Annotated in this window: 25 protein-coding genes; 9 read left to right on the top strand and 16 right to left on the bottom strand. The window is 48.0% G+C overall.

All coding sequences use genetic code 11. From position 1 onward, the window contains the following. Positions 1 to 58 precede the first annotated feature (58 nt). The 11 genes from KNQ13_RS03000 to KNQ13_RS02950 form a co-directional block, all read right to left on the bottom strand. On the bottom strand, positions 59 to 1,447 hold the full coding sequence (locus tag KNQ13_RS03000) for a M23 family metallopeptidase (protein ID WP_209547955.1): 1,389 nt from the start codon (positions 1,445 to 1,447) through the stop codon (positions 59 to 61). Positions 1,448 to 1,494: 47 nt separating this feature from the next. Continuing rightward, positions 1,495 to 2,394: a permease-like cell division protein FtsX gene (gene ftsX, locus KNQ13_RS02995; protein WP_209547954.1), complete on the bottom strand. Its 900-nt coding sequence runs from the start codon at positions 2,392 to 2,394 to the stop codon at positions 1,495 to 1,497. Beyond that, a complete protein-coding gene (gene ftsE / locus KNQ13_RS02990) occupies positions 2,384 to 3,070 on the bottom strand; it encodes a cell division ATP-binding protein FtsE (protein WP_209547953.1) in 687 nt (228 codons plus the stop codon). Before ftsE ends, ftsX begins: the two co-directional genes overlap by 11 nt. Before the next feature lie 196 nt (positions 3,071 to 3,266). Next, entirely contained in the window at positions 3,267 to 4,700 is a 1,434-nt protein-coding gene (locus KNQ13_RS02985; RefSeq protein ID WP_209547952.1) for a transposase, read from the bottom strand. A gap of 285 nt (positions 4,701 to 4,985) precedes the next feature. Continuing rightward, on the bottom strand, positions 4,986 to 5,348 hold the full coding sequence (gene cccB / locus KNQ13_RS02980) for a cytochrome c551 (RefSeq protein WP_071498767.1): 363 nt from the start codon (positions 5,346 to 5,348) through the stop codon (positions 4,986 to 4,988). Positions 5,349 to 5,458: 110 nt separating this feature from the next. Then, entirely contained in the window at positions 5,459 to 6,328 is an 870-nt protein-coding gene (locus KNQ13_RS02975) for a YitT family protein (protein WP_209547951.1), read from the bottom strand. A gap of 101 nt (positions 6,329 to 6,429) precedes the next feature. Next, entirely contained in the window at positions 6,430 to 6,933 is a 504-nt protein-coding gene (locus tag KNQ13_RS02970) for a GNAT family N-acetyltransferase (RefSeq protein WP_209547950.1), read from the bottom strand. Positions 6,934 to 6,995: 62 nt separating this feature from the next. Further along, positions 6,996 to 8,096, bottom strand: coding sequence for a peptide chain release factor 2 (gene prfB / locus KNQ13_RS02965; protein WP_014971191.1), 1,101 nt, complete (start codon positions 8,094 to 8,096; stop codon positions 6,996 to 6,998). A gap of 67 nt (positions 8,097 to 8,163) precedes the next feature. Further along, positions 8,164 to 10,683 (bottom strand): preprotein translocase subunit SecA, encoded by a 2,520-nt coding sequence (secA, locus tag KNQ13_RS02960; RefSeq protein WP_071498764.1) that lies wholly within the window; start codon positions 10,681 to 10,683, stop codon positions 8,164 to 8,166. A gap of 217 nt (positions 10,684 to 10,900) precedes the next feature. Next, positions 10,901 to 11,464, bottom strand: coding sequence for a ribosome hibernation-promoting factor, HPF/YfiA family (hpf, locus tag KNQ13_RS02955; RefSeq protein WP_014971194.1), 564 nt, complete (start codon positions 11,462 to 11,464; stop codon positions 10,901 to 10,903). Positions 11,465 to 11,747: 283 nt separating this feature from the next. Continuing rightward, positions 11,748 to 11,948 carry a cold-shock protein gene (locus tag KNQ13_RS02950; RefSeq protein WP_014971195.1) on the bottom strand — a complete coding sequence of 67 codons (201 nt, stop codon included), beginning with the start codon at positions 11,946 to 11,948 and terminating at the stop codon, positions 11,748 to 11,750. A 250-nt stretch (positions 11,949 to 12,198) separates the two neighbouring features. Between KNQ13_RS02950 and KNQ13_RS02945 the strand changes: the two genes are divergently transcribed. The 8 genes from KNQ13_RS02945 (at position 12,199) to KNQ13_RS02910 (ending at position 19,281) form a co-directional block, all read left to right on the top strand. Beyond that, positions 12,199 to 12,705 (top strand): competence protein ComK, encoded by a 507-nt coding sequence (locus KNQ13_RS02945; protein ID WP_026827557.1) that lies wholly within the window; start codon positions 12,199 to 12,201, stop codon positions 12,703 to 12,705. 94 nt (positions 12,706 to 12,799) lie between these two features. Beyond that, positions 12,800 to 14,692, top strand: coding sequence for a hypothetical protein (locus KNQ13_RS02940; protein ID WP_209547949.1), 1,893 nt, complete (start codon positions 12,800 to 12,802; stop codon positions 14,690 to 14,692). A gap of 9 nt (positions 14,693 to 14,701) precedes the next feature. After that, the gene (locus KNQ13_RS02935) at positions 14,702 to 14,992 is read left to right on the top strand and encodes an EscU/YscU/HrcU family type III secretion system export apparatus switch protein (protein ID WP_071498762.1); all 291 of its coding nucleotides are present in this window, start codon (positions 14,702 to 14,704) and stop codon (positions 14,990 to 14,992) included. Further along, positions 14,989 to 15,381, top strand: coding sequence for a flagellar export chaperone FliS (locus KNQ13_RS02930; protein WP_209547948.1), 393 nt, complete (start codon positions 14,989 to 14,991; stop codon positions 15,379 to 15,381). Before KNQ13_RS02935 ends, KNQ13_RS02930 begins: the two co-directional genes overlap by 4 nt. After that, positions 15,382 to 16,275, top strand: coding sequence for a flagellin N-terminal helical domain-containing protein (locus tag KNQ13_RS02925; protein ID WP_209547947.1), 894 nt, complete (start codon positions 15,382 to 15,384; stop codon positions 16,273 to 16,275). It begins immediately after the preceding gene. Between the two features lie 18 nt (positions 16,276 to 16,293). Next, positions 16,294 to 16,734, top strand: coding sequence for a YaaR family protein (locus tag KNQ13_RS02920; RefSeq protein WP_209547946.1), 441 nt, complete (start codon positions 16,294 to 16,296; stop codon positions 16,732 to 16,734). 23 nt (positions 16,735 to 16,757) lie between these two features. After that, a complete protein-coding gene (locus KNQ13_RS02915) occupies positions 16,758 to 17,423 on the top strand; it encodes a DUF2225 domain-containing protein (protein ID WP_209547945.1) in 666 nt (221 codons plus the stop codon). A 103-nt stretch (positions 17,424 to 17,526) separates the two neighbouring features. Continuing rightward, on the top strand, positions 17,527 to 19,281 hold the full coding sequence (locus KNQ13_RS02910) for a diguanylate cyclase domain-containing protein (RefSeq protein ID WP_209547944.1): 1,755 nt from the start codon (positions 17,527 to 17,529) through the stop codon (positions 19,279 to 19,281). 37 nt (positions 19,282 to 19,318) lie between these two features. Here the strand turns inward: KNQ13_RS02910 and KNQ13_RS02905 are convergent, their stop codons facing one another. From KNQ13_RS02905 to KNQ13_RS02885, 5 genes are read right to left on the bottom strand one after another with little or no spacing between them, the layout of a single operon-like run. Then, positions 19,319 to 19,498: a hypothetical protein gene (locus tag KNQ13_RS02905; RefSeq protein ID WP_071498757.1), complete on the bottom strand. Its 180-nt coding sequence runs from the start codon at positions 19,496 to 19,498 to the stop codon at positions 19,319 to 19,321. Between the two features lie 27 nt (positions 19,499 to 19,525). Further along, the gene (locus KNQ13_RS02900) at positions 19,526 to 19,912 is read right to left on the bottom strand and encodes a hypothetical protein (RefSeq protein WP_261974189.1); all 387 of its coding nucleotides are present in this window, start codon (positions 19,910 to 19,912) and stop codon (positions 19,526 to 19,528) included. Then, a complete protein-coding gene (fliS, locus tag KNQ13_RS02895) occupies positions 19,876 to 20,247 on the bottom strand; it encodes a flagellar export chaperone FliS (protein WP_071498755.1) in 372 nt (123 codons plus the stop codon). The genes KNQ13_RS02900 and fliS overlap by 37 nt, the downstream gene beginning before the upstream one ends. A 12-nt stretch (positions 20,248 to 20,259) precedes the next feature. Continuing rightward, positions 20,260 to 21,831 carry a flagellar filament capping protein FliD gene (gene fliD / locus KNQ13_RS02890; RefSeq protein ID WP_209547943.1) on the bottom strand — a complete coding sequence of 524 codons (1,572 nt, stop codon included), beginning with the start codon at positions 21,829 to 21,831 and terminating at the stop codon, positions 20,260 to 20,262. 17 nt (positions 21,832 to 21,848) lie between these two features. Next, complete coding sequence (locus KNQ13_RS02885) at positions 21,849 to 22,205, bottom strand: flagellar protein FlaG (RefSeq protein WP_209547942.1); 357 nt, start codon at positions 22,203 to 22,205, stop codon at positions 21,849 to 21,851. A gap of 132 nt (positions 22,206 to 22,337) precedes the next feature. On the opposite strand from KNQ13_RS02885, the gene KNQ13_RS02880 reads away from it, so the two are divergent. Then, positions 22,338 to 22,754, top strand: a complete 417-nt coding sequence (locus tag KNQ13_RS02880) for a hypothetical protein (protein WP_251027304.1) — start codon at positions 22,338 to 22,340, stop codon at positions 22,752 to 22,754. The last annotated feature ends 836 nt before the right edge of the window (positions 22,755 to 23,590 follow it).

Genomic DNA, 23,590 nt, shown 5'->3' with positions numbered 1-23,590 from the left:
TTCAGTATAGCAAAAAAAGATAGGTTCCCCTATCTTTTCGTTGGTCGCTCTCTTTACCTTATAAGATATACGGTGCCGGATCGACGGCATTTGGTTGTCCGACTGCCCATTCTCCGCGATGGATCTCAAAATGAAGGTGGGGACCTGTGGACCAACCGGTCGAACCAAGTTTTCCGACGATTTCTCCCGGCATGACCGTTTGACCCGCCTTCACGGAGACGGCGTCCAGATGGCCGTAGACAGTCGTCCAGACTTTCCCCTCCATCAGGTGCGTAATCATGACGACATTGCCGTACCCGGTCGCACTGCCGGACCGGAGGACGATCCCCCCCGCTGCTGCTTTGATCGGCGTCCCTTTCGCATTGACGAGATCGAGGCCGGTATGCCGTTCTGACTTCCCGGTCAACGGATTGTTTCGGGGACCAAACGGAGACGAGACATACCCGGTCACAGGCAATAAAAAGGGTTTCGCGACCGTTTCAGCCGTATCGGTTGGTGCGCGATCCATTGTCGGTTGCTCGGTCACAGGTTCCGCCGCTGGTTCCGGACGCGAATCCGTCGTTTGTTGTTTCTGCGCTGCTTCCTGCTTGGCTTGTCGTTTTTCTTCCGCAGCTGCACGGGTTGCTTCTTCCGCTGCTTGTCGAGCGGCTTCGGCACGTTCCTTCGCTTCTTGCTGTGCCCGTAATTCCGCTTGACGCAATGCCTCTAACTCTTGACTAATCAGCCGTTTCTGATCCGCTAAGATTGCTGCTTCTTCTGCTTTTGAGAACTGCTCCTGTTGCAACTGTTTGACCTGACGATTCAGTTGGACGACTAACGTCCGTTTGATGTCCGACTCGGCGATGATGCGTGTCTGCAAGATCAATAACTTTCGTTGTTCTTTTTTTAATTGACCGAGCACGAGTTCTTGCTCCGACCGTTGTTCCGTCAATTGTTTGACGTTCGTTTGGTACGTCTGTAAGATGCCATCATCCTGTTTGATGATTTCACTGACAGTACTGAACCGCGAGATCAAATCCCCGAAATCTTTGGCATCGAGCAACACTTCGATGTATTTGACATCACCGTCCCGTTGCACCGAACGCAGACGATCCCCGATCAACCGTTCCTGTGTCCGGAGCTTGGACTCGGTCTGACTGACAGCGCGTGTGACGATATCCAGTTCTTGTTTAGCGACAGAAACAGCCGCTTGTTGATCCGCAATCTTACTCGCTAAATCATCCAAACGGCTGTTGACTTCATCGAGGAGCGCTTGTGCTTCCTTGCGCTCCTGTTTCGTCAAGACTAACTTCTCCGATGTCTGATTCTGTGATCGTTCCGTCTCTTGCAGACGGGACTCGACCTCCTGTTGTTCCTTCAACAAATCTCCCTTGGACGTTGCGTGAACGGATACACTTGAACCAATTAATGCCAAGCTTAGGACGGCAGAACAGAATCGGACCTTCATGAGAAGCATCTCTCCTCTATCTTTTATTTGATTGTCATCATTAAATATTAAATCTTCAAGAATCGACCGAGTGACGTCGTTGATCCCCAAACACCAATAAAGGCGCCTAACGCCAGTAAAATGACGGAGACTTGGACAGACAGTTCGCCTGGTGGGATCAGTGTGAAGATGGACGCGTTCAGCGAAACGAGTTGTGGTTGCAGGGCGTTATACGTCACTTCGTACCCGAAGTAGACGACGGCAATCGGAATCAATGCCCCGAGAACACCCATCAATAATCCTTCGATGAAGAACGGTGCACGGATGAAGCCGTTTTTCGCACCAACGAGTCGCATGATCTCAATTTCGCGACGACGTGAGAAAATCGTCACCTTGATCGTATTCGAAATCAGGAACATCGCCATGAATGTCAAACCGACAATCAGGATGATTCCACCGATCCGAACCCCTTCAAGGAAATTGAACATCTTTTCAACATAATCTTCCCCATATTCGACACTATCTATATTTTCCATTTTTTTGACGATAGTTGCAATAGTTTCTGTCTCATTTGGTGAAGTCGCTTTGACGATATAGCGGTCGTGGAGCGGATTATCCTTCTCGACTGACTGATACGCCTGTGACCCTTCGCCAAGCTGTTCCTTGAAGCGGTCCAGTTCATCTTCTTTTGAGCTATAACGGACAGATTCGACACCCGGCATCTGCTCTAATTTTTTCCCAACTGCATCGATTTTTGCTTGATCGGATTCACGTTCGACGAACACTTGGATTTCGACGTCTTTTTCGACGTTATCGGAAATCTTGTTAACGTTAAACATGACCATTGCAAAAATTCCTACTAGTAATAAGGTCACGGTAACAGCACTGACGGAAGCAAATGTCATCCAGCCGTTTCGGACGAGACCTTTTGCCCCTTCCCGTAAATGACGGAATCCATTAAACTTCATAGCCGTACATTCCTTTCTCTTCGTCTCGGACGATTTTTCCACCGTCAATCGCTAACACACGATGACGCATCTTATTGACGATATCCCGGTTGTGGGTCGCCATCACGACCGTTGTCCCACGGCGATAAATCTCTTCGAATACTTCCATGATCTCCCATGCGGTATCCGGGTCAAGGTTTCCGGTCGGCTCGTCGGCGATGACGAGTGCCGGGCGGTTGACGATGGCTCTCGCGATCGAGATCCGTTGTTGTTCTCCACCGGATAATTCATCAGGATAGTTCCGTTCCTTGTGCTTTAACTTAACGAGATCGAGGACCTCAAGCACTTTTTTGCGGATTTGCGATCGATCTTCCCCGACGACTTCAAGGGCAAACGCAACATTTTCATAAACCGTCAGTGACGGGAGTAGTTTAAAGTCTTGGAAGATGACGCCGATTTGGCGACGGAGTTCGGGGATTTGGCGGTTTTTGAGCTTACCGACTTCAATTCCTTTAAATAAAAATGAACCGCTTGTTGGTCGTTCTTCGCGGTACATCATTTTCATGAATGTCGATTTCCCGGCACCGGACGGACCGACGATATAAACAAATTCACCTTGATTGATCGTCAGATTGACTTCACGAAGTGCCGTGACACCGTTCGGATAAATTTTACTGACTTGTTGCATCTTGATCACTTGCTTCACATCCTTACTTGATTACTGATGCTGACACTCCCACTACTAAAGGAGTGGGGTTCTAACGTACGAGGGTTTCCAACGCTACTCGAAAGCAACGGAGACTCACCTTTTTCCTTTAGACTTTCACCATCCAACCCCTCAGTGGGGTTTAGCGATGGCATAGGACGCATGCCAACATCCTGTTTTACTTTCACTAGATCATACCGAGTTTTTTACAACGGTTGATTTCAATGTCGTGCTTCTTTAGAAACGTATCAAAACGAGTGGCACATTTTTCTTCGTCGTAAGTCTCTAAATCATCATTGATGTTCATAATTAAGAAGGCAGCGTACAAGTCCCGCTGGACTTTGATCCCGTTGAGATTATTCCAACGTTCAGATAGTTTCTTTTTTTTGAAGGTTTTGTCGAGATGGTTGTACTGACTGGCTTTCGCCAAATGGGTCTTGATCTTGATTAAAGCTTTTCTGTTGTATGCTAGCTTTCGGTTGATGATGTCCAGTAGCATAGCGGGTGCTCGGTTGGCAATCGATTTACCAAATCGCTTCTTCTTGTTGAACCTTCCGGTTCGCGCGTTGACGGTTGTTTCTTTGGCCCGCCTTGCCAGACTAGAGAAACGCATCGACTCGACATATACGTTGTCACCTAATGCAATAATTTCGTTCGCCAGACATTCGTGTTGGTACTTTCGCACCGCTGCTTGTTTGCGGTGGATTTCCCTAAGCTTTCCTTGGTAAGACGCGTAGTGGTTGGAGTGGACCCACTTTTTACGAGGAACAGCATGGGCAGTGCCGTCCGCATGGAAGTGGGTTGGGTTCATCGCCCGACGGGAACGGTCCATCTTTCTGAGTAATCGCCGTTTCTCGTCTTCCATACGCTGGACCCGATCGGCCAATACGACCAGTTTTACTTTTTCGGCACTGACAATCGCGATCGTGCTGGGACCAATATCCAGCCCCACATCACCGCAACCGGCGGTTCGTTTGAATTGACCTGTTTCCTTGTTCCGTTTTGAAGGCGGTGATCCTTTGAATACGATCTGGACATAAAACTTGTAGGTCCGACGCACCCACTTCCGGATGATCCGGCAATACGCGATATCGTTCGTGAAGGCTTCCACTTCATAAACATTGTTCGGTTCGATCAACGCCTGAAGGGATAACCCATTCCACAGCAAACGACCGTCTTTGAAGCGGATGCCCGCCTGGTTCGTTTTGCCTTCAAATGAGTTGAACTCCCCGAACTTCTTGAAGTGGATTCGATTCCCGTTGCCGTAGAGCAACTTGTCGAATCCTTTCCACAGTTGGGTGGCGATTTTTTGAGAAGTGTTGGAGTCGATGTGTCGTTTGAAGTGGTGCTGCATGGGCTTCACATCTTTATGAAACGCATACTCCGAAAGCCGATATTCCTTGCACAATGCTTTAAGGATTTTACCAGCTTCCTTTTTATTGGATCGGTACAGGACGATGGCTTGCCGATAACGTTTTGTCTTGATCATTTCCTTGTATCGCTTGAGGGTCACATTGGCCAGACAATTGAAGATTCCACGCCCGACTTCAAAACGGGTATGCAGTACATCTTGTTCAAAGACCTCTGCTTTCAACGGGAACTCGACGGTGAAATGTGCCAATGGACTTCCTCCTTTGGTTTGATCTAAGACCGTTTATAAGATCATTGAAACGTGTTTTCTGAGAAAGAGCAAGCCATTCCTCTCACCACTGAAGCAGTGAGATTTCTGACCTTAAATTCTGTAATCAGATAGGTCTTAAAACCTACCGATTCCAATTATAACAGGCAAAAAAATTTAAGCACATTACAATCAAATGTCATTTCCGACCGTTTTACAGGAAAAAAGGGACCAGATCTGATGAACACATATCATGTTCGTCATCTCTAGCCCCATATTATCACATAATTATTTTTTTTCAGCTAACCAGTCAGCGACGGCAACAATTTCTTTATCGTCTTTCAGGATACCCGCAGGCATCTGCCCTTTACCGTTTTTGATGATTTTTTGAATCTCTTCTGACGAGTATTTTGAACCGACTTTCGTTAAGTTCGGTCCTACATTTCCTTCTAAGTTATTCCCGTGACAAGAAGCACAGTTGTTGGCGAAGATTTTTTCCGCGTCGACCGCTGTTTCTGTCTTCGACGAATCATCACTCATCGTCGATTCATCCTTCGATGTATCTGATGAACTGGAGTCATCACTGCCACATGCACCAAGTACAAGCGTCGCGCCGAGTCCGGCTGCGAGTAAAAGATTTTTAAGTTTCATCCGTATGTCCCCCTTAAGAAGTACCAAATCACATCGTTATCTATTAGAGTATAACCGTTATTGGTCTTTCTTAAGCGTGATTTCACAAAAATTTCACTCTTTTCGAACAATTACGGCACATTTCGATACCGTTTATCGTCGGAAAAACCAAGCCCCAGTACTTCATGGGCCTCACTGACAACAAGGAAGGCCTGCGGATCGATGTGTTTGACGATTTCTTTGAGTGTCGTGATCTCACCTTGGCGGACGACGACCATCAGCATCGGTTTCCTCGTCCTAGTGAAGGCACCGGCTGCCTCGATTTCCGTCGCTCCCCGGTCAAGCGTCTGGAAAATCTCCTTAACGAGCGCTTCACGTTGGTCCGAAATGATATAAGCCAGTTTGTCGTTCGTGATCCCGAGCTGGACGATATCGATCATCTTAATCGTGATGAACAGGGCAACAAGCGCATACAAGCCGATTTCAAGTGAAAAGATGATCGCGGCACTGATGACGATCGTTCCGTCGAGCAGGGCGATACAGAGATGGAGCGGTAATTTCGTAAAACGGTGAAGAATCTGAGCAATCAGATCCATTCCCCCGGTCGACGCCCGTGCTTTAAAGATCAAACCGAGTCCGATCCCGACCCCGGCTCCACCGAAGATCGCAGCGAGCATCGGGTTCATCGTCGCGGCCGGAACATCAAACCGTTCATATACCAGGATGACGACCGGTAAAAAGATTGAGCCGACAAGCGATTTGACGCCAAACCCCATCCCGAGAATCATCCAACCGATCGCAAGGAGGACGATGTTGGCGATCAATTGAAACAATCCCGGTGAAATTCCGAACAAATCGTTCAAGACGATCGACAGACCACTGACGCCTCCGGACGCTAATTGATTCGGCGCCAAAAATAAACTGAAGGCACTGGCGACGAATAAAGAACCGAGTAATAAATAGATATAGTCGCGGACGACTTCCTGACGTGTTGATGTCATAACGTTACATTTCCCCTTACATAAGTTCTACAACCCGTGTTTCATTTTAGCGGAAAAGACGGGTAACGACTAGAAGGGCTGACCAACTCGCAGTGGTCCTCTTATACCGTGCTAAAGGGTTTGGAATAACGAACAATGCCTTGAATTCCTTTTAAGGCTTGTCGCTCAAGCGGCATGATCAGGAAAAAATCAGCTGGAACCGGGAACGGGGCTTCGATTCCGTAATCAACAGCTCGTTCGAAACCAAATTGCGGATAATAACTGTCATGACCGAGGACGACGATGTGCAACTCCCCGGCTTCCCGTGCCTCTTCGATCACTTGGCGGATCAGTTCGGAACCGATTCCTTTACGTTGCCAGACGGGTTTGACCCCGACTGGCGCTAAGGCAAGTGACGGGATGTCCTCGATATAAATCCGACTCAGCAAGACATGTCCGACGATCTCTCCTGTATCCGTCACGGCAACGCGGCTGTAATGGGGGAATGATTCCTCGTCTTCGCGTAATGCCTCGACGAGATTTGCTTCCGCCGCTTGTCCGAATGCCGCTTGATGGACGATGCGAATTGCGGCAGCATCCTTGAATTTTTCTGTACGGATTTGCATACCTGTCTCCTCCTCCAATTCGTTGAAAAAACCGCCGACACGAAGGTCGACGGTCTGTTGACTTACATATTCATTAAGCGCAGGTAAGCATCGATGAAGCCCATGATGTCTCCATCCATCGCCCCTTGCGTGTTCCCGACTTCGTAGTTCGTCCGGTGATCCTTGACCATGCTGTATGGGTGGAAGACGTACGAACGAATCTGGCTTCCCCAAGCGATGTCTGATTTTTCGCCGCGGATTTCGTCGAGTTTCTTTTGTTTCTCTTCGATTTCACGTTGGTAGAGTTTCGCTTTCAACATCTTCATTGCCGCTTCACGGTTCTTGATCTGTGACCGTTCCTGTTGACACGACACGACGACATTCGTCGGGATATGGGTAATCCGAACGGCAGAGTCCGTCGTATTGATGTGCTGTCCACCGGCACCAGACGCCCGGTACGTATCGACGCGTAAGTCTTCCGTCCGGATATCGATATCGATGTCATCGTTGAATTCCGGCATGACGTCACACGATACGAATGATGTATGGCGGCGGCCTGACGAGTCAAACGGCGAGATCCGAACGAGACGGTGAATTCCTTTTTCCGCTTTTAAGTACCCATAGGCATTGTGCCCTTGGATACGGAGTGTGACCGATTTGACACCGGCCTCGTCACCGGGCTGATAGTCCATCGTTTCGACTTTCCAGCCTTGTTTGTCGCAGAAACGTTGGTACATCCGGAGTAACATCGACGCCCAGTCTTGCGACTCGGTTCCGCCTGCTCCCGGGTGTAATTCAAGAATCGCGTTGTTTGCGTCATATTCGCCGTTCAACAAGATTTGTAACTCAAACTCGTCAAACTTCCGTTTGATGTCACCCAGTTCGGATTCAAGGTCTTCTTGCAACTCGACATCCGGCTCTTCTTTGATCAATTCATACGTCAAGACGATGTTTTCGTGACCATCTGCGAGGTGTTGGTATTTATCGACCATCGCTTTCAGTCCGTTTGATTCATCGATGACTTTTTGTGCTGACTCCTGATTGTTCCAGAAGTCCGGGTACGTCATCTCGTTTTCGAGTTCTTCGATCCGCGAGATTTTGTTCTCAAGGTCGAGTGATGCCTTGTATTCATCGAGTTTCTTTTCCATCCACTCGGCAGTATTGCGTATTTCTGCTAATTCCATTGTGTTCCACCTTCTCTTTCCGTCAAAAGAGGCAGGAATCTCCCGCCTCTTTCAGCCGTTTCGTCACTTATGCCTGACGGCCGTGACAGTTCTTATATTTTTTGCCGGATCCGCACCAACATGGGTCGTTACGTCCGATTTGTTCATTTGGGTTTTTGCGGACCGGTGCTTTTTTGACGACCTTGTCCTCTTTCCCGGAAACCGCGACTTCGTCTTTGACGACTTTTTCACGTTTCAAGTTCGGATCAAGATCCGCCCGCAGGACAAACTGTGTCACTTCTTCCGCGATTGCTGCGTTCATCGTATCAAACATCATCGAACCTTCCGACTGATACTCACGGAGCGGATCGTTCTGACCGTAGGCGCGTAAATGAATCCCTTCACGCAACTGGTCCATCTGATCGATATGGTTCATCCAGTGTTGATCGACGGCACGGAGGACGATGACTTTTTCGAACTCGTCAAACGCTTCAGCCGGTACTTCCGAGCGTTTGTGCTCGTAGTGGGCGAAGGCACGTTCCTGTAAGAGTTCGATGATTTCTTCGCGTTCTTTTCCGAACAGATCCTGCTCGGATACTTTTTCTTCGATTGCAAGCGTCTGGTTGGCCCATTCTGCTAGCGCCCCGATGCTCCACTCTTCCGGAACGAACTCGACTGGTGTGTACAGATGGACACCCGCTTCAATCGTCTGGATCATCATCGGACGGACGATGTCTGAGACTGACTGTGCATCAAGAATTGCTGCCCGGTCGGCGTACATGACTTTCCGTTGATCGGCCATGACGTTGTCGTATCCGAGAACTTGTTTCCGGGCGTCGAAGTTATTGCCTTCGACGCGTTTTTGAGCGGATTCGACGGCACGTGAGACCATCCGGCTTTCAATCGGTTGCGAATCATCCATTCCGAGACGATCCATCATCGACTGCAACGAATCCGATCCGAAACGGCGCATCAATTCATCTTCGAGCGACAGATAGAATTGTGACGCACCCGGATCGCCTTGACGTCCGGCCCGACCACGCAACTGATTATCGATCCGGCGTGATTCGTGACGCTCCGTTCCGAGGATGTAGAGACCACCCTTTTCGATGACGCCTTGTCCGAGCTTGATGTCGGTACCACGACCGGCCATGTTCGTTGCGATCGTCACCGCATTCGGCTGTCCTGCGTTCTCAATGATTTCCGCTTCCCGCGCGTGGTTCTTCGCGTTCAAGACTTCGTGACGGATGCCGCGTTTCTTGAGAATGCTGCTGAGTAATTCTGACGTCTCGACGGCAACCGTCCCGACGAGAACCGGTTGTCCTTCGCGGTGGGCGCGTTCGATTTCGTCCGCGACCGCAGCAAACTTCCCGTTCATCGTCTTAAAGATCAAGTCCGGCTGATCGTCCCGGACGATTGGTTTGTTTGTCGGTACCGGTACGACGTGCATGTTGTAGATATTGCGGAACTCTTCTTCCTCGGTTTTCGCTGTCCCGGTCATACCGGCCAGCTTCGTGTACATCCGGAAGAAGTTTTGGTACGTGATCGTCGCAAGTGTCATCGACTCACGCTGAATTTCAACGCCTTCTTTTGCTTCGATGGCTTGGTGAAGCCCTTCTGAGTAGCGGCGCCCTTCCATGACACGACCGGTGAATTGGTCGATGATCATGACTTCGTCTTCGCGAATCATGTAATCGACGTCACGGTGCATGACCGAGTTCGCCCGAAGCGCAAGGCTCAAGTGGTGGTTCAAGGCGATATGTTCAAGCGCAAACAAGTTATCGATGCCAAAGTATTTTTCTGCCCGGTCAATTCCTTGTTCCGTCAACAAAACACTTTTCGTTTTGATGTCAACCGTATAGTCTTCATCTGCCTTCATCATCTTCGCAAACATATCCGCCTGCGAATAGAGTGCCGTTGATTTTTCAGCGGATCCCGAGATGATCAGTGGCGTCCGCGCTTCATCGACGAGGATCGAGTCGACTTCATCGACGACAGCAAAATAAAGCGGACGTTGCACACGGTCTTCTTTATACAGGACCATGTTGTCACGCAAGTAATCGAAACCAAACTCGTTGTTCGTTCCGTACGTGATGTCGCAGCTGTACGCCGCTTGTTTTTCCTGACGTGACATGCTTGATAGGTTCAAGCCGACCGACAGTCCGAGTGCCGCATAAAGCGGCTCCATGATGTCACGGTCACGTTTCGCCAGGTATTCGTTGACCGTGATGACGTGAACACCGTTGCCTGCGAGGGCATTCAAGTAGACGGGAAGTGTCGCAACAAGCGTTTTCCCTTCCCCTGTTTTCATTTCAGCGATATCGCCGTTATGCAGGACGTATCCACCGATTAATTGCACACGATAATGACGCATGCCTAAGACACGTGTCGACACTTCACGACAAACAGCGAACGCTTCCGGTAAGATATCATCGAGCTCTTCTCCATTCTCAAGACGTGTCCGGAATTCGACCGCTTTTCCTTCTAATTCCTGATCCGATAAGGCAGCGACTTGTGCCTCAAATGATTCAACGGCATCTGCCGCTTTTTCTGCTTTTTTCAGCACACGTTTTGTCGGTGCGAATAACTCTTTTAGAAAATTAGCCATGCCTTACAGTCCCCTTACTTCGAGCGATTCTTTAAACGAACAGAATTCCGAGATTTTTCCTTTATCAAGTGTACCGAATACGCCGTCAAATTTCAACAAGCGGACCGACTGCCTCACTTGAAATCCAACTTTAGTCTGAGACACGTTCTACGAACAAACAGTTTTTTAGCATACCAAAAGGGGACTCACTCCGTAGAGTAAGTCCCCTGTAGATTCATTATTCTGGTTCAATCAAGCCATAACGGCCATCTTTTCGACGGTAGACGACGTTCGTATTACCCGTTTCTGCGTCTGAGAAGACGAAGAACGTGTGACCGAGCATATCCATCTGAAGAATCGCTTCTTCTGTATCCATCGGTTTGAGTGTGAAACGTTTTGTCCGAACAAGTTCGAGTTCCGCTTCATCCTCTTCGTAGACAGGTGCATCTGCCTCCGGTCCCTCGAGCGTTTTGAAGTACTCCCCAATACCGCCTTCTTTGGCGCGGCCTCTCCGGTTGATCTTCGTTTTGTGTTTCCGGATTTGGCGTTCGAGCTTATCGACGACGAGGTCGATCGCTGCGTACATGTCGCCATTGACATCCTCTGCACGAAGCAAAAGATTTGGCATTGGAATCGTCACTTCGACTTTTTGTTTCTCATTGTTGACCTTGAGATTGACATAAGCCGTCTGCGCTTCCGTAGGAGTTGTAAAATAACGAGTTAACTTTTCAAGCTTTTTCTCGACGTAATCCTTGAGAGCATCTGTGACGTCCAAGTTTTCACCGCGAATGTTGTAGATCATGTAAACTCCTCCTTAAGTAACCGGTTGAACCTATGAATTCGTCATCCCTCCAGTCGTTTCCTTCTGAAGATTCCAAATTCTTTTGGTTCGTAATTATTATACCACGATAAGCTAGACAAGGAAATGAAAACGATACCATTCTGTCGAATATTTCCCTTGAAACTTAGCGTACTATAATAGTTGTTGCATGTTGATATTAGCGTATATACCCTTAACAAATTGAGATGAAACAAAAAAACCGCTTTTAGGGGATTCCTAAAAACGGTGGTGGCTGCTAGCGGGATTACAGTTTCGAAACGTTCGACGCTTGAGGACCACGATCGCCTTCGACGATTTCAAACTCGACTTCTTCGCCTTCTTCTAGTGATTTATAACCTTCTGCTTGAATCGCTGAGAAGTGGACAAAAACGTCTTTTGCGTCTGATGTCTCAATGAAACCGTAACCCTTTTCAGCATTAAACCATTTGACTTTACCTTGTTCCATTCGAATTCACGTTCCCTTCGCAAACTAGGATTGCGAGAGCAAGCTCTCTACCGTCTATACTAACAAAAGAAACAATTATTGACAATTAAAAATTCTGATTAATTTGAATTCAATATTAATTAAAACGCCATACCGCCATCTATTGCTCTATTTTTCAAAAATTACATTGTCATTACAGGTGTAGTATTGTATTATATCGTTAGTAATTACCTATTTTATCCATTGTCCTATCTAAGGAGGATGCAGTCGAATGCGACCATTCCATAATGACGAAAAGTATCGAATCACGAAACGGACCGTTGCGATTTTACCGTGCTATGACATGATGAAACAATCCATCATCGTCTTAGAAGACGGGTCAACGATCATGACACCGCTTCGTCCGTATCAACTTCTGCAATTATCCTGCAGGCAGTACAACAGTTCCATCGAGGAACGGATCGTCACCGCTAAACGTGTCGCTTCCGTGAAAGGAAAAGTTCCGGTCGTCATCGAACCGACACTTGGCCTTGTCTTTTTCCCTACCAAATCACCAAAACGTGATGATTGCGAGTGGTATGCCTGGAGTCACATGTCCGAAGTCATCGAGGAAGACGGACAGACTAAACTTAAAACTCGTAACGGCATGATCCTTCCCGTAAACGCCTCTCCTTACATCGTCCGCAACCAAATGAAAGCAACCGGCGAGCTGATGGCTCGTTACCAGCAATTGAACGCGATGACATTAGAGGACCGCTTTAATGCAATCAAATCGTAAAAAAAATGGGTTGGGCGATGAATTCGCTCAATCCTTTTTTGTTTGTGCCGATATATAATAAGATGAAGAATTTATCACGAAAGGAGGTTCATCGATGAATATCCAGATGAATCCAACCAGTCCGACCCGTTCGACCACACCGAGTCCCTTGTCTGAAACAAAAACCTACAGCGGAACCGTCCTTGAAAAGACCGGTCCGAACACGGCCCTTGTCCAAGTCGGTCGTGAAAAGGTCGAGATGACCTTCACGGGTGAAGTCCCGGAAGGCACCTTTCAATTCAAGGTCAAAGGACAGACGACGGAAGGGTATCTGATCGAACAAATCACGGATCAACCGGAAGTCTCGACGACCGGACCGGCCAAAACCGATTCGTCTGGTGTCGATGCGACCTTACTCGACGAACTCTCACCAGAACTGAAACAAGCCGTCGCCCGGCTGCTCGCGACCGGTCAACTGCCGCAGACGCCGGAAACAGTCGCCCGGCTCGTCGCTGCGCTGCAAGGGACGTATAAGGACTTAGTCCTCCAGCTCGTGACGCGGCCGTCTGACAGTGCCTTACCGGCAGAGGCAGACGTCTTGATCGCACAACTACTCGCGACAACCGATTCCTTGGTCGACGTCTTACCGGAGCGGCAGGCGGTCCTCGATAAACCGACGCTCAGCAACGTCATCGCCCTTGACGTCGCCCGTGTGACGTTACCGACACGTACTGAGATTGATCAGGCAACCCCCGTTGCCTTAAGACAAATCGCAAATCATGTACCGGCAGATCTACAACCGGACATCATCGCCCGGATCGATCGGGGTGAACTGACGCAGGTCCGGGAACAGTTGCGCCCGTATTTCCCGAGTGAACGCCCCGTTCTCGTGGAACGACCGGCACCAAGCAAACTTGACCAGTTGACGGCCGTCATCACGCAAGCCCAACAACCGAGCACCGAGAAAGTCGCTCCGCTCGCCACACCCGTGCGGTCGAACTTGACTGTCATCGCCGAAGTGACACCAAGGCTCGCTGAAGTGACCAATGACTTCCGGAGCCAACAACGAACGATTATCTCGCAACTGCGTCAGATCGAACCGCTGATCGAGGAACGCCCGCTCCAGATGGCACAAGTCATCGAAAGTACAGCGAACCGCCTGCGCCAGACGTTCCAACAGACGGACGCGATGTTACATACGAGCATGCGTGATGAAAAACAACTGATTCAATTGTTATCAAAACTCGAACGGGGAACGCAACTGGCGTTGCTCGGACGCGGCGCAGAAGCCAAAGCCGTCGTCCAGGACGTCCGGGTAGCCCTTGAAGCCTTCCGCTTTGCTCCGGCAAACGTCCGGACGGCGTACTTGCCGGAACTGAACACGATGCCGCGTCCCGTCGTTAATACATCGCAGACACCAAATCAAGCAGCACCACCGCAACGCCCGATTCCGTATGAAGCGGGACAAAACAGTCCCCGTGTCTTACAGGAGACGGTCCAAAAGACGCTTCAATTGCAGACGGCGGAACTAAAACTTGCGACGCCTGCCGCAAACCCGGAAGCGGCGAAACTCCAGACATTCCTGACGACGCAGCAACAAGTCAATAAACCGGACACCAATCAGCAACTCCAACAAATCTTGCTCGCGCTCCCCGTCCAACTCGTCGAAGGAACGGCCGGACTGCACGTCCACTTACAAAACAAACGACCGGATGAAGTGATCGACTGGGAAAACAACACGTTGTACGTCCAGCTTGAGACACCACGTCTCGGTGATATCGGTGTCCGCGTCGAGACGGTCAACCGGAAGATGCAGATTACGATTGAAAATGATTTCCCGTTACTGGAACGATTAGCGACGCCGTTTCTCGAACGGACGACGGAAGCCTTACAATCGACCGGTTATCAAGACGTCAGAATTCGCTTCGATGCTTTTACGAAAGATCAGATGACACCAGAAACCGTCAAACCGGACGAGACCCCGACCGGCTATGATTACCGGATTTAAGGAGGAGCCATGTATCAGAAAATTGATTTAAAACACCGTAAATCAGCGGCCGTCCTCCGGTACGATGAAGCGTCCGGCAATGCGCCGATCGTCGTCGCCCGGGCAACCGGTGCCGCAGCGGACCGGATCTTACAGGAAGCCCGCGCAAGCGGCGTCGCGATCGAACAGGATACATCGCTGCTCGGTCACCTGCTCGATCTCGATCTCGGCACGGCGATTCCACCGCAACTGTACGACGTGATGGCGGAACTCTTACTGTTGATTGAAGAACTGGATCACGCGAAAGGACGGGACCTATGACAGAACAAGAATTGTATCAGATGACACCCCAGCAATTGACGGAGACGATGTTAAAAGGTCTAGTCTTTCAATATGAACAAGCGATATTCGCCCGTGACGAACGACGGTTTGACGCCGTCAACACCCGTCTGCAAAAAGCCTACCAACTGCTTGAAAAACTACAAGCGGGCTTACACGACGACGGCGGCATCATCACGGCACAACTGGACCAACTCTACTACTACTTAGCCGAACAGACGTTACAGGCGTATCTTGAGCCAGCGCGCTTGGAAGAATTGTTACAACTGACGGAAGAATTGTTGATCACCTGGCAAGCTGCCAGTGTCAAGAAAGACCGTCCGCTCGTCCGGGCGGCACACCATGAGCGTTATGAAGGGATGGACTATTAAATGCGGATTTCAAATAATGTACAGGCCCTGAAAGCCTACCGAAACTTAAGTGCCAATCAGATGAACGTCAAGACGACGATGGATAAACTGTCGAGTGGTCAAAAAATCAACCGCGGAGCTGATGACGCGGCGGGTCTTGCCATCTCTGAAAAGATGCGGAACCGTCTCAAAGCACTCGATAAAGCGGAACAAAACGTTCTTGACGGGATCTCGATGGTCCAAACGGTCGAAGGTGGACTCAGTGAAACGCATAACCTGTTACAACGGATGCGCGAACTGGCTGTCCAGGCCGGTAATGGGACGCTTGCGACAGAAGACCGGACCGCGATTCAGGAAGAAATCAATCAGCTGACGAATGAAGTCTCACGGATTGCCGAAACGACGCAGTTCAACGGCAAAAAACTGTTAACAGGTGACTTCAGCACAGAGGATAATGCTGTCTTCATCCAGACGAATGCCGGTGCGAACGAAGGCATTGCCTTGACGATTGATGATATGCGGGCGCTGAACATCGGAATCAGTACGACCGTCAAACCGAATACCGACGCCAAGGCACTGGATTATCCAAGCGTGAATGCAACACCGGAATACGCGCTCAGCGTCATGACGAGCAGCGACGCCGATCAAGCCATCAGCCGTTACACACAAGCGATCGATACGATTTCCCAGCAACGGGCAAAACTTGGAGCGATCCAAAACCGGTTCGAAGCAACATCGTCCGTCCTCAGTGTCAGTAAAGAAAACCTGACGGCGTCCGAGTCACGCATTCGCGATACTGATATGGCGCGTGAGATGATGGAGTATGCGAAGTACAATATCCTCAATCAATCCGGAATGGCGATGATTGCCCAAGCGAATGCCTTACCGCAAGGCGTCTTACAACTACTCAACTAATCAAAGGAGGAATCACCGATGGACATCCGGCGCATCCAAGAAACAAGCCGCCTGCAGACACCGAAGACCGGACCGCGTGACGTCGAAGCGTCGACGACGTTTTCGGCCTTGATACAAGATAAGCGTGAACATAAAGGCTACGAACGCCTCCAACAAAAGTTGATGCTCGTCGAAGAGCACGGCCAGTTGCTGGCAGAAAGCCAGACGATTGAACATCTCGAAGCTTATAAAGAAAAAATCAAGGACTTCCTAAAAGATGCCCTCGATCAATCACAACAACTCGAAGAAAAACGTGGTTTCAACCGCCGTGGCCGAACAAAAATCTACAAGGTCGTCGAACAGGTCGATGCGAAACTGCTGCAACTGACCGACAACGTCATTTCCGGCGAATCCCGCCGCTTTGAGATTTTGGATCAAATCGGGGAAATCAAAGGAATGCTCGTCAACGTTTTTGTCTAAATTCATCTTGAGGAGTTTGTTTAATGCCTGACCTGTATGCCAAAAAATGCCGTTGTCCCTATTGTCTGAAAGAAACGGAGACACAACGCGTCTTGAGCCGCCATATTCGTACTGATCGAACCGACTTTGATGGTTTTATCCATTATCAAGGTCCGAATGTCTATTATTATGAACCCATTCAATGTCACCAGTGCCATTTCATTTTTCATGAGTCTTTTGAAAAACTGCGTCCCGATGTACGGGACACACTGACTGAAGTGTTGCCTCTGCTTCCGGTTTTACCGTTTGCAGCAACAGAACGCTCGACCAAACAAGCACTTCATCTCTATAAATTTTGTTTGTATATGGCCCAAGTCACGCTACAAAAAGAAAGCATTCAAGCGATGCTCGGCGTTCGTATTTCCTGGATGTACCGTTTACTGGAAAATACCGAGCAAGAACTGACATGGATCGGACGATCCGTCAAAAAATACGAAACCATCTACTTAGAGTACACGGACGCAGTCCGTACGGGCATTCCTCACGATGTCTTACTTTTACGGATCAGTGATTTGTATGCAACGCTAGCCGATACAGATAACGCCAAACAATGGTACAGTCTCATTTTCCAAAGTAAAACGGTTTCCGATCGAATTAAAAAGGAAGCCCGCGAGCACTGGGAATTGTACCGCGAACAACATACCATTTAATTTCCTCCCCTGTTTGTCTTTGATCTGCTGGACGAAACAGGGGTTTTCTCTCTTGTTGACGAAACAGAAGAAGCAGGATGCTTTTTAGAAAGGAGGCGAACGCATGACACGGACATATGCTATCAGTCTGTATTTGCTGGTGCTCTATCCCGTCTTGTTTTTGACATTTAATCCGTCTGTGACGCCAATCATCGCCGGGGTCAGTACGTTGATTGGCTTAAGCTACTGCGCTTGGTCCGCATATGGTCAGTTTCTCAAACCCCGTCCGCACCATCCGTATCGATTGATCGGCCACGCGATTCTTTTGTTTTGGCTCGGCATTGTTCTCAACGTTGTCTTGGCACTGTTACCAAGCCGTTTCCATCCTGTCTGGTCGGATGCACTGGCAAACGTGACGTTGACGCTGTTCTTACTCTTGACCGCTCTAACACTGGTCCGCTTAATCGACTGGTCATCATTCCGCCAAAACCGCTTGCTTTATCTCGATGGCTTTATTTTATTCGGCATGTCGCTCGTCTTTGGGTATGTGATGATTTTACAGTACGTCCCTGACTTTGCCCGGACTACCGTCGAATTGATTGCGATGACGATCTACGCACTTTGTTTCATGGCACTGATTTTATTTTTCATGATTCTCTATACGACCGGCTTACGCGGTGCACCGCAACATCGGATTCTGATTCAGGCCGTTGCCTTATTTTGTTTCACGAACTTCGGCTATTATACGTTTCTGATCCGTGATCAACTCGACATCGCAGCGTTTTTTTTACCGCTCTATCCGCTCAGCTTGTTTGGGCTGATTCGCTATTTTCGGCAAGTCCCACCATCAATCACATACATATACACCTTGTCACGGCCGTATTTACCGTATGTCAGTCTGGTGCTTTTACTCGTCTGGATCTCGTTTTTCAAAGTGCCGAACATCGTCTATGTCTTGGCGATCACCCTGCTCTTTTCGTTATTTTTGATCCGGCAATATTTTTCAGAACGCCTCAATCAGCAGTTGCTCGCGGAACATGAAGTCGTCCAGCTTGATCTCGCAAAACGCGTCAAGGAAAAGACCGCACTCCTGGAACTAAGAAAAGAAGAATACCGGCGCCTGTTTCTTGATCATCCGGAACCGATTCTGCAGGTCAATCGAACGGGCACCCTCCAGACGATGAATCCGGCAGCGATCCGGCGATTCGGTCGACAACTATCAGAACGGCTGTCACACCAACTCCGACAGGAAGTCGTGCGTTTAGAGACGAGTCGCAAGTTGCTGTTACAAGATGATTCCCTCACGTATGACACGACGTTGATTCCGGTACCGGATCAGGATTACGTCTACGTTCTGTTAGCCGATATCACGGAGACACTCGAACAACAACAGTGGCTCGAAGGGCTGGGGTATCATGACGTCTTGACCCGGTTGCCGAATCGTCGTTATTTCGAAAATTTCCTGCAAGAACGACTGACGCAGATTACAGCCGGTTCGTTACTGTTCATTGATCTTGACGGTTTCAAACAAATCAACGACTCGTATGGGCATAACGCCGGTGATTATGTTCTGCAAGAAACAGCGAATCGCCTCCGGCTCCATTTGCGTGACGACGAGGTCGCGGCCCGGCTTGGGGGTGACGAGTTTATCGTCTTCCTGCCGCGCTCGAAAGCAGACACGATTCTTTACACCGAGGAACTGATCGCTCAGCTGAATCAACCGTTTTTGTTCCATGACAGCGCGATGTCCGTCACACCATCGATCGGGATTGCCCGCTATCCGGATGATGGGGCGACGACAAGCCTGCTCCTGATTCGGGCGGACGAAGCGATGTACAGCGTCAAACAACATGAAAAAAATGCGTATCGGTTTAAATGAAAAGAGGACGTTCCGTAATGGAAGGTCCTCTTGTTCGTCATAATGACTCACGTCGATATTTTTCTTCTTCATACGCATCCGGTAAATCAGAAATCGGACGTTCTGCTTCTTCCCAGGATTCCGACTCGACATCCGGTTCGATGAACTGATCGTACGAGCCGTCAGATCGATAAAATGGTTTGACGACTTTTCGTTTTTTTTCTTCACGTTTTGTCACGCGAGATCCCTCCCTAGGCATAGAAAGTTACTGACGAGAATCAAAATACGGTGAAAAACTGCCTTCGACTTCTTCGTACGGGTCGATATACGATTTCCGACTTGTTTTCGTCTGACGGAGTTGACTGATTTGTACCCCTAATTTAGCGGTTTCTGACGATAATTTCAAGTCGATTTTTTGACTGTCGGCAACAAGCTCCTGAATGACGGCCTGATTCGCACCAGCCAGTAAGTTCGAATGCGCTGCGATAAACGCTTCGCGTTCGTTCAACAAGTTTTGGATCTTCAGCAACCATTCGTCATACACGTCTTCTTCCGGCGTTTGCTCCAGCAGTTCAATCAGATGTTTTGTCTTCAGACGGAGCGGGTCAAGCGGACTCATCGTTGACGTGCGAGCTTCATCGCTTCTTTCCACGTCTCACGAAACTCTTCCGAAAAACCGATCACTTCGTCGATTGCGACAATATCATTTTTGACGTTAGCATCAATCAGACGACTTTGCATATAGTCATACAAGTTATTTAAGTCTTTTGACAAGGAAATCGACTGGTTGAGCGTCAGCTGGAGTTCGAGGATAATTGCCTGCGCTTTTTGAATGTTCGTGTTTTTTTGTTCAATCAATCCTTGTTCGATTGCACGCTTGGCGAGCATGGAGAACTTGATTAGTCCTTCATACAACATCAACGTTAAGTCTTGTGGTAAAGCGGTTGTAACAGAGTTCGTTTGGTACGTTGCGTATGGGTTCGCCATCTGAAGTCCTCCTCATTGTCCTAAGTATGAAGAAAGTGTCGCCGACTGGCTGTTCGCTTGGCTCATCGCCTGTTCCATCGCTGCAAAACGACGATAGTAAGCATTCTCTTTGCTAGTTAATTTATCTGCCCACGTCATCATACTCTTATCAAGATCGGCGAGGGATTTTCCGAGTCGATATGTCGTCGAGACGGAACCATCAAGTCCTGCGACCTTCGAAATTTTATCTCGCATCGTCGTCGCGAATCCTTGGATTTGGCGAACAAATCCGTCAAGTCCAGCTGTACCCGGAATTGGATTTCCTTGAGCATCTTTCGCCGGTTCCGGTGCATCGGTCGTAAATAGTTTATAAACGCCTTCCGGTTGTTCCTCAAGCATTTTCTTCAGTTTTGTTTCATCCAGCTTTAACTTTCCTCCATCGCGGAAATCACTTGTTGAGGTGATACCGATTTGCGACATATAATTCAGTTCAATCGCTTTTGAGTCAGCTGTGTATGAGTAACCTGTGTCGATTTTTGCAGAAATCGCACTCCGGAACGAGTTCATTCCGTCGCGCAGGAAGCTATCGTTTTTAAGAACACCACTGATAGCTTTCTCTTCCCATTTCTTGACTTCGTCTTCACTTAATTCCTTTCGTTGCGCATCCGTCAACGGTTGGAAATCACGATACTTTTCTTCCCGAACTTTTTTATTCATCTTATCAATCATCTCGTTATACTTATCGACAAACTTCTTAATCGAATCAAAGTTCGCTTGTGTATCAAGTTTTGTATTAATCGTTGTGGCTGTTGTTGACGTCCCGTTTAACGTAATCGTCAAACCATTTTGTACGAAAGTGTTCGTTTTCTGTTCCAGTTCCGTTCCACCAATGCTGTAAATCGCATTTTTTCCTGCGACCGCTGTCTTAACGGGTTCCGCACCAACAACCGGCGTATTTTTATCCGCCCACGAAATTTCGTTAGATGAAGCGAGCTCACCGGTATTCTGGCGTGTTAGAACCAGTTTCCCTGTGATGTCATTGAAGACAGCGCTTAGACCGAGTGATTTATCATTGTTGATTTTCGACACAAGATCACCAATCGTTGCTGTCCCATCAAACTTCATTGTGACTGGTGTGCCTGTCGTTCCGTCCGCCTGATAGGTCGCTAATTCCAGTTCCATGTTACCAGAACCATCTTTTGCGACCAGACCACTAGAATTGAGTTTCGTTTGACTGGAAATAGCTCCTGTAACTGATGCATGACGTGAAATGACAAGTGACGAAGCCGATGCAAGTTGCGTCACGCTATCAATTGTCACACTCCCTGCTGTCGCTGCCGGACTAGCTGTCACAACGACTTTTGACGCGTCCGAACTTGTTGCCGTCTTCGCTGTATAATTTTTTGATAACAACATATCACTTGCAGCTGTTCGTAAATCGAGTAAACCTCGGTTCATTTCCCGATAGGCATCACGTTGCCATGTCAACGTTTGTTTCTTTTGTGAAAGACGATCCACCGGCGCCCGTTCTGCCTGCATCAATTGCTTGATCATCGTTTCTGTATCAATCCCGCTTGCGAGACCACTAAGGCGTATCCCTGCCATCTAATCAGTCCTTTCTGTTAAATCCGTTTATCGATCAGTTGATTAAATTCCATGAAGGCTGCAAAAAAATCGAGTTCTTTTTTACTTGGTATTTCTTGTAAAACGTGGTTATTCGTATCGACGACTTGAATATAAAATTCATTGAGTTTTTCATGTTTGACAAACTTCAAGCCCGTTCGTTGCGCTTCGAGCTGGACATTTGCCTTTTCAATGGCGGTTTCAAGCTTTGTGATATGTTGCGGTGTCGGCAGAATAACGATTCCATCCTGTGCCAAGTCCTCTTGGTTCGCTTCGACAAAGACATTTCGTGTTGCTTCGTAAGGTAAAACATTTTCAGGCAGGTGAAGCCGGATTTCCGTATTGATGGAATTCATGGACAAACACTCCTTTTTCTTCTCTATGTAGTATATCGGTTTGGACCATTCTTTTTATTAGTTTTATTTTAAAGTTTAGAAAATCGGGAATAAAAGAACATACGTTCTTTTATTGGAAGGAGTTTCATTAATATGTTGATTGATACATTATCAAAAGCTCAACAAGCTGTCTTATTGGCAAGTATTTTAGCAGATGGCGAGATTACAAAATGTTACCCGAATTCTCGTCGAAAAAATAATAGTTACCGGGAACACTTTGGTGAAACACAACGATTTTATCGAGAATGGAAACAACGGCAACTTCCTGATCTTTGGTATATCCGTCAAAATAATCTTGTCTCTAAATCATTGCCACTAATGACCGAACTGTATCACTATTTTTATCCACAGCATAAAAAGGTAATTCCATTTGAACTGCTCTCGCGTTGTGCGCATCCGTTATTTTTATTGACGCTTTATTTAGATGACGGTTCACTTATGATTTCTAAACGCACGAATCAAAACAATCTGTTGTATGTCACACCTTCCATCGCCCTTTATCAAAATTAGACGAGAATACTCCCACTTCTAAACGTTCAGGGCGAAGGCCAAGTGCAAGTAGGAGATGAATCGTCTTCGGGCAAGGCGTGTCTTGCGACACGTCAATTGTCCGACACTCTTGGTTTGAAAACAATTAAAATCAGGAATAAAAAAAGAGTCATGTTCTTTGAAAACTGAAGATATAGGGTTGTGACAGGAAGTTCGTCTGTCACGTAAAATCTTCAACGTTCACCCTGCGGATGACCGAAGTAGCGAAAACCAAGCAGAGTAGGCATCCGCATAAAAGAAACGGACAAGATCAACGTTTAACCGTCGGGACGACGGGGTTAGCCTGATAAATTTTTGACCGCTAGGTTGAATAACTCAGGAATCCTCCACCTCTTAGCGAAGCATAGGTGGAGGTAGTTCAACTACAGTCGTTTTCAAAAGAAGACTTGATTCCTTTTTGTAATTGGTTAAATCAGACATTCCATCTCAACTTTCGTCTATCACAAACATCCAACGGTTGCGGTTATTTCTTGAAAACGACTCGTGTCACAGATACGCTCACATTTTTGGAGCAAGTTGCACCATATACAACGGACTTGCCAAAGTTTGCTTACAAGTTAGACTGGGAAGCTCGTCTCAAGCAACTTCAGCATGGACATCCACAGTATCAAGTACTTCCATCAAACCCTTCAAGACCATATACATTAGAAGAGTGCACTACTATTTTAGAACTCAAAACAAATGGATGGACGACACAAGCCATTGCTGAAAAACTCAACCGGACATATTGGTCTGTCACTTATAAGTTTGGACAACTAAAAAAGGCCATGGAACGAGTCCATGACCTTTAAGTAAGC

This window comes from Exiguobacterium sp. s128, assembly GCF_018618815.1.
Lineage (GTDB): Bacteria > Bacillota > Bacilli > Exiguobacteriales > Exiguobacteriaceae > Exiguobacterium_A > Exiguobacterium_A antarcticum.
Note: the sequence above shows the minus strand (reverse complement) of the source record. Positions and strands in the feature narration are given on the sequence as shown.

Coding starts and splice junctions, on each gene's coding strand:
- ftsX (WP_209547954.1), bottom strand. CDS start 2,394: ATGAAGTTTAATGGATTCCGTCATTTACGGGAAGGGGCAAAAGGTCTC.
- KNQ13_RS02930 (WP_209547948.1), top strand. CDS start 14,989: ATGACAGAACAAGAATTGTATCAGATGACACCCCAGCAATTGACGGAG.
- KNQ13_RS02910 (WP_209547944.1), top strand. CDS start 17,527: ATGACACGGACATATGCTATCAGTCTGTATTTGCTGGTGCTCTATCCC.
- KNQ13_RS02925 (WP_209547947.1), top strand. CDS start 15,382: ATGCGGATTTCAAATAATGTACAGGCCCTGAAAGCCTACCGAAACTTA.
- KNQ13_RS02920 (WP_209547946.1), top strand. CDS start 16,294: ATGGACATCCGGCGCATCCAAGAAACAAGCCGCCTGCAGACACCGAAG.
- KNQ13_RS02885 (WP_209547942.1), bottom strand. CDS start 22,205: ATGAATTCCATCAATACGGAAATCCGGCTTCACCTGCCTGAAAATGTT.
- fliS (WP_071498755.1), bottom strand. CDS start 20,247: ATGGCGAACCCATACGCAACGTACCAAACGAACTCTGTTACAACCGCT.
- KNQ13_RS02880 (WP_251027304.1), top strand. CDS start 22,338: ATGTTGATTGATACATTATCAAAAGCTCAACAAGCTGTCTTATTGGCA.
- cccB (WP_071498767.1), bottom strand. CDS start 5,348: ATGAAACTTAAAAATCTTTTACTCGCAGCCGGACTCGGCGCGACGCTT.
- secA (WP_071498764.1), bottom strand. CDS start 10,683: ATGGCTAATTTTCTAAAAGAGTTATTCGCACCGACAAAACGTGTGCTG.
- KNQ13_RS02945 (WP_026827557.1), top strand. CDS start 12,199: ATGCGACCATTCCATAATGACGAAAAGTATCGAATCACGAAACGGACC.
- KNQ13_RS02975 (WP_209547951.1), bottom strand. CDS start 6,328: ATGACATCAACACGTCAGGAAGTCGTCCGCGACTATATCTATTTATTA.
- KNQ13_RS02915 (WP_209547945.1), top strand. CDS start 16,758: ATGCCTGACCTGTATGCCAAAAAATGCCGTTGTCCCTATTGTCTGAAA.
- KNQ13_RS03000 (WP_209547955.1), bottom strand. CDS start 1,447: ATGAAGGTCCGATTCTGTTCTGCCGTCCTAAGCTTGGCATTAATTGGT.
- KNQ13_RS02940 (WP_209547949.1), top strand. CDS start 12,800: ATGAATATCCAGATGAATCCAACCAGTCCGACCCGTTCGACCACACCG.
- prfB (WP_014971191.1), bottom strand. CDS start 8,096: ATGGAATTAGCAGAAATACGCAATACTGCCGAGTGGATGGAAAAGAAA.
- KNQ13_RS02935 (WP_071498762.1), top strand. CDS start 14,702: ATGTATCAGAAAATTGATTTAAAACACCGTAAATCAGCGGCCGTCCTC.
- KNQ13_RS02970 (WP_209547950.1), bottom strand. CDS start 6,933: ATGCAAATCCGTACAGAAAAATTCAAGGATGCTGCCGCAATTCGCATC.
- KNQ13_RS02950 (WP_014971195.1), bottom strand. CDS start 11,948: ATGGAACAAGGTAAAGTCAAATGGTTTAATGCTGAAAAGGGTTACGGT.
- hpf (WP_014971194.1), bottom strand. CDS start 11,464: ATGATCTACAACATTCGCGGTGAAAACTTGGACGTCACAGATGCTCTC.
- fliD (WP_209547943.1), bottom strand. CDS start 21,831: ATGGCAGGGATACGCCTTAGTGGTCTCGCAAGCGGGATTGATACAGAA.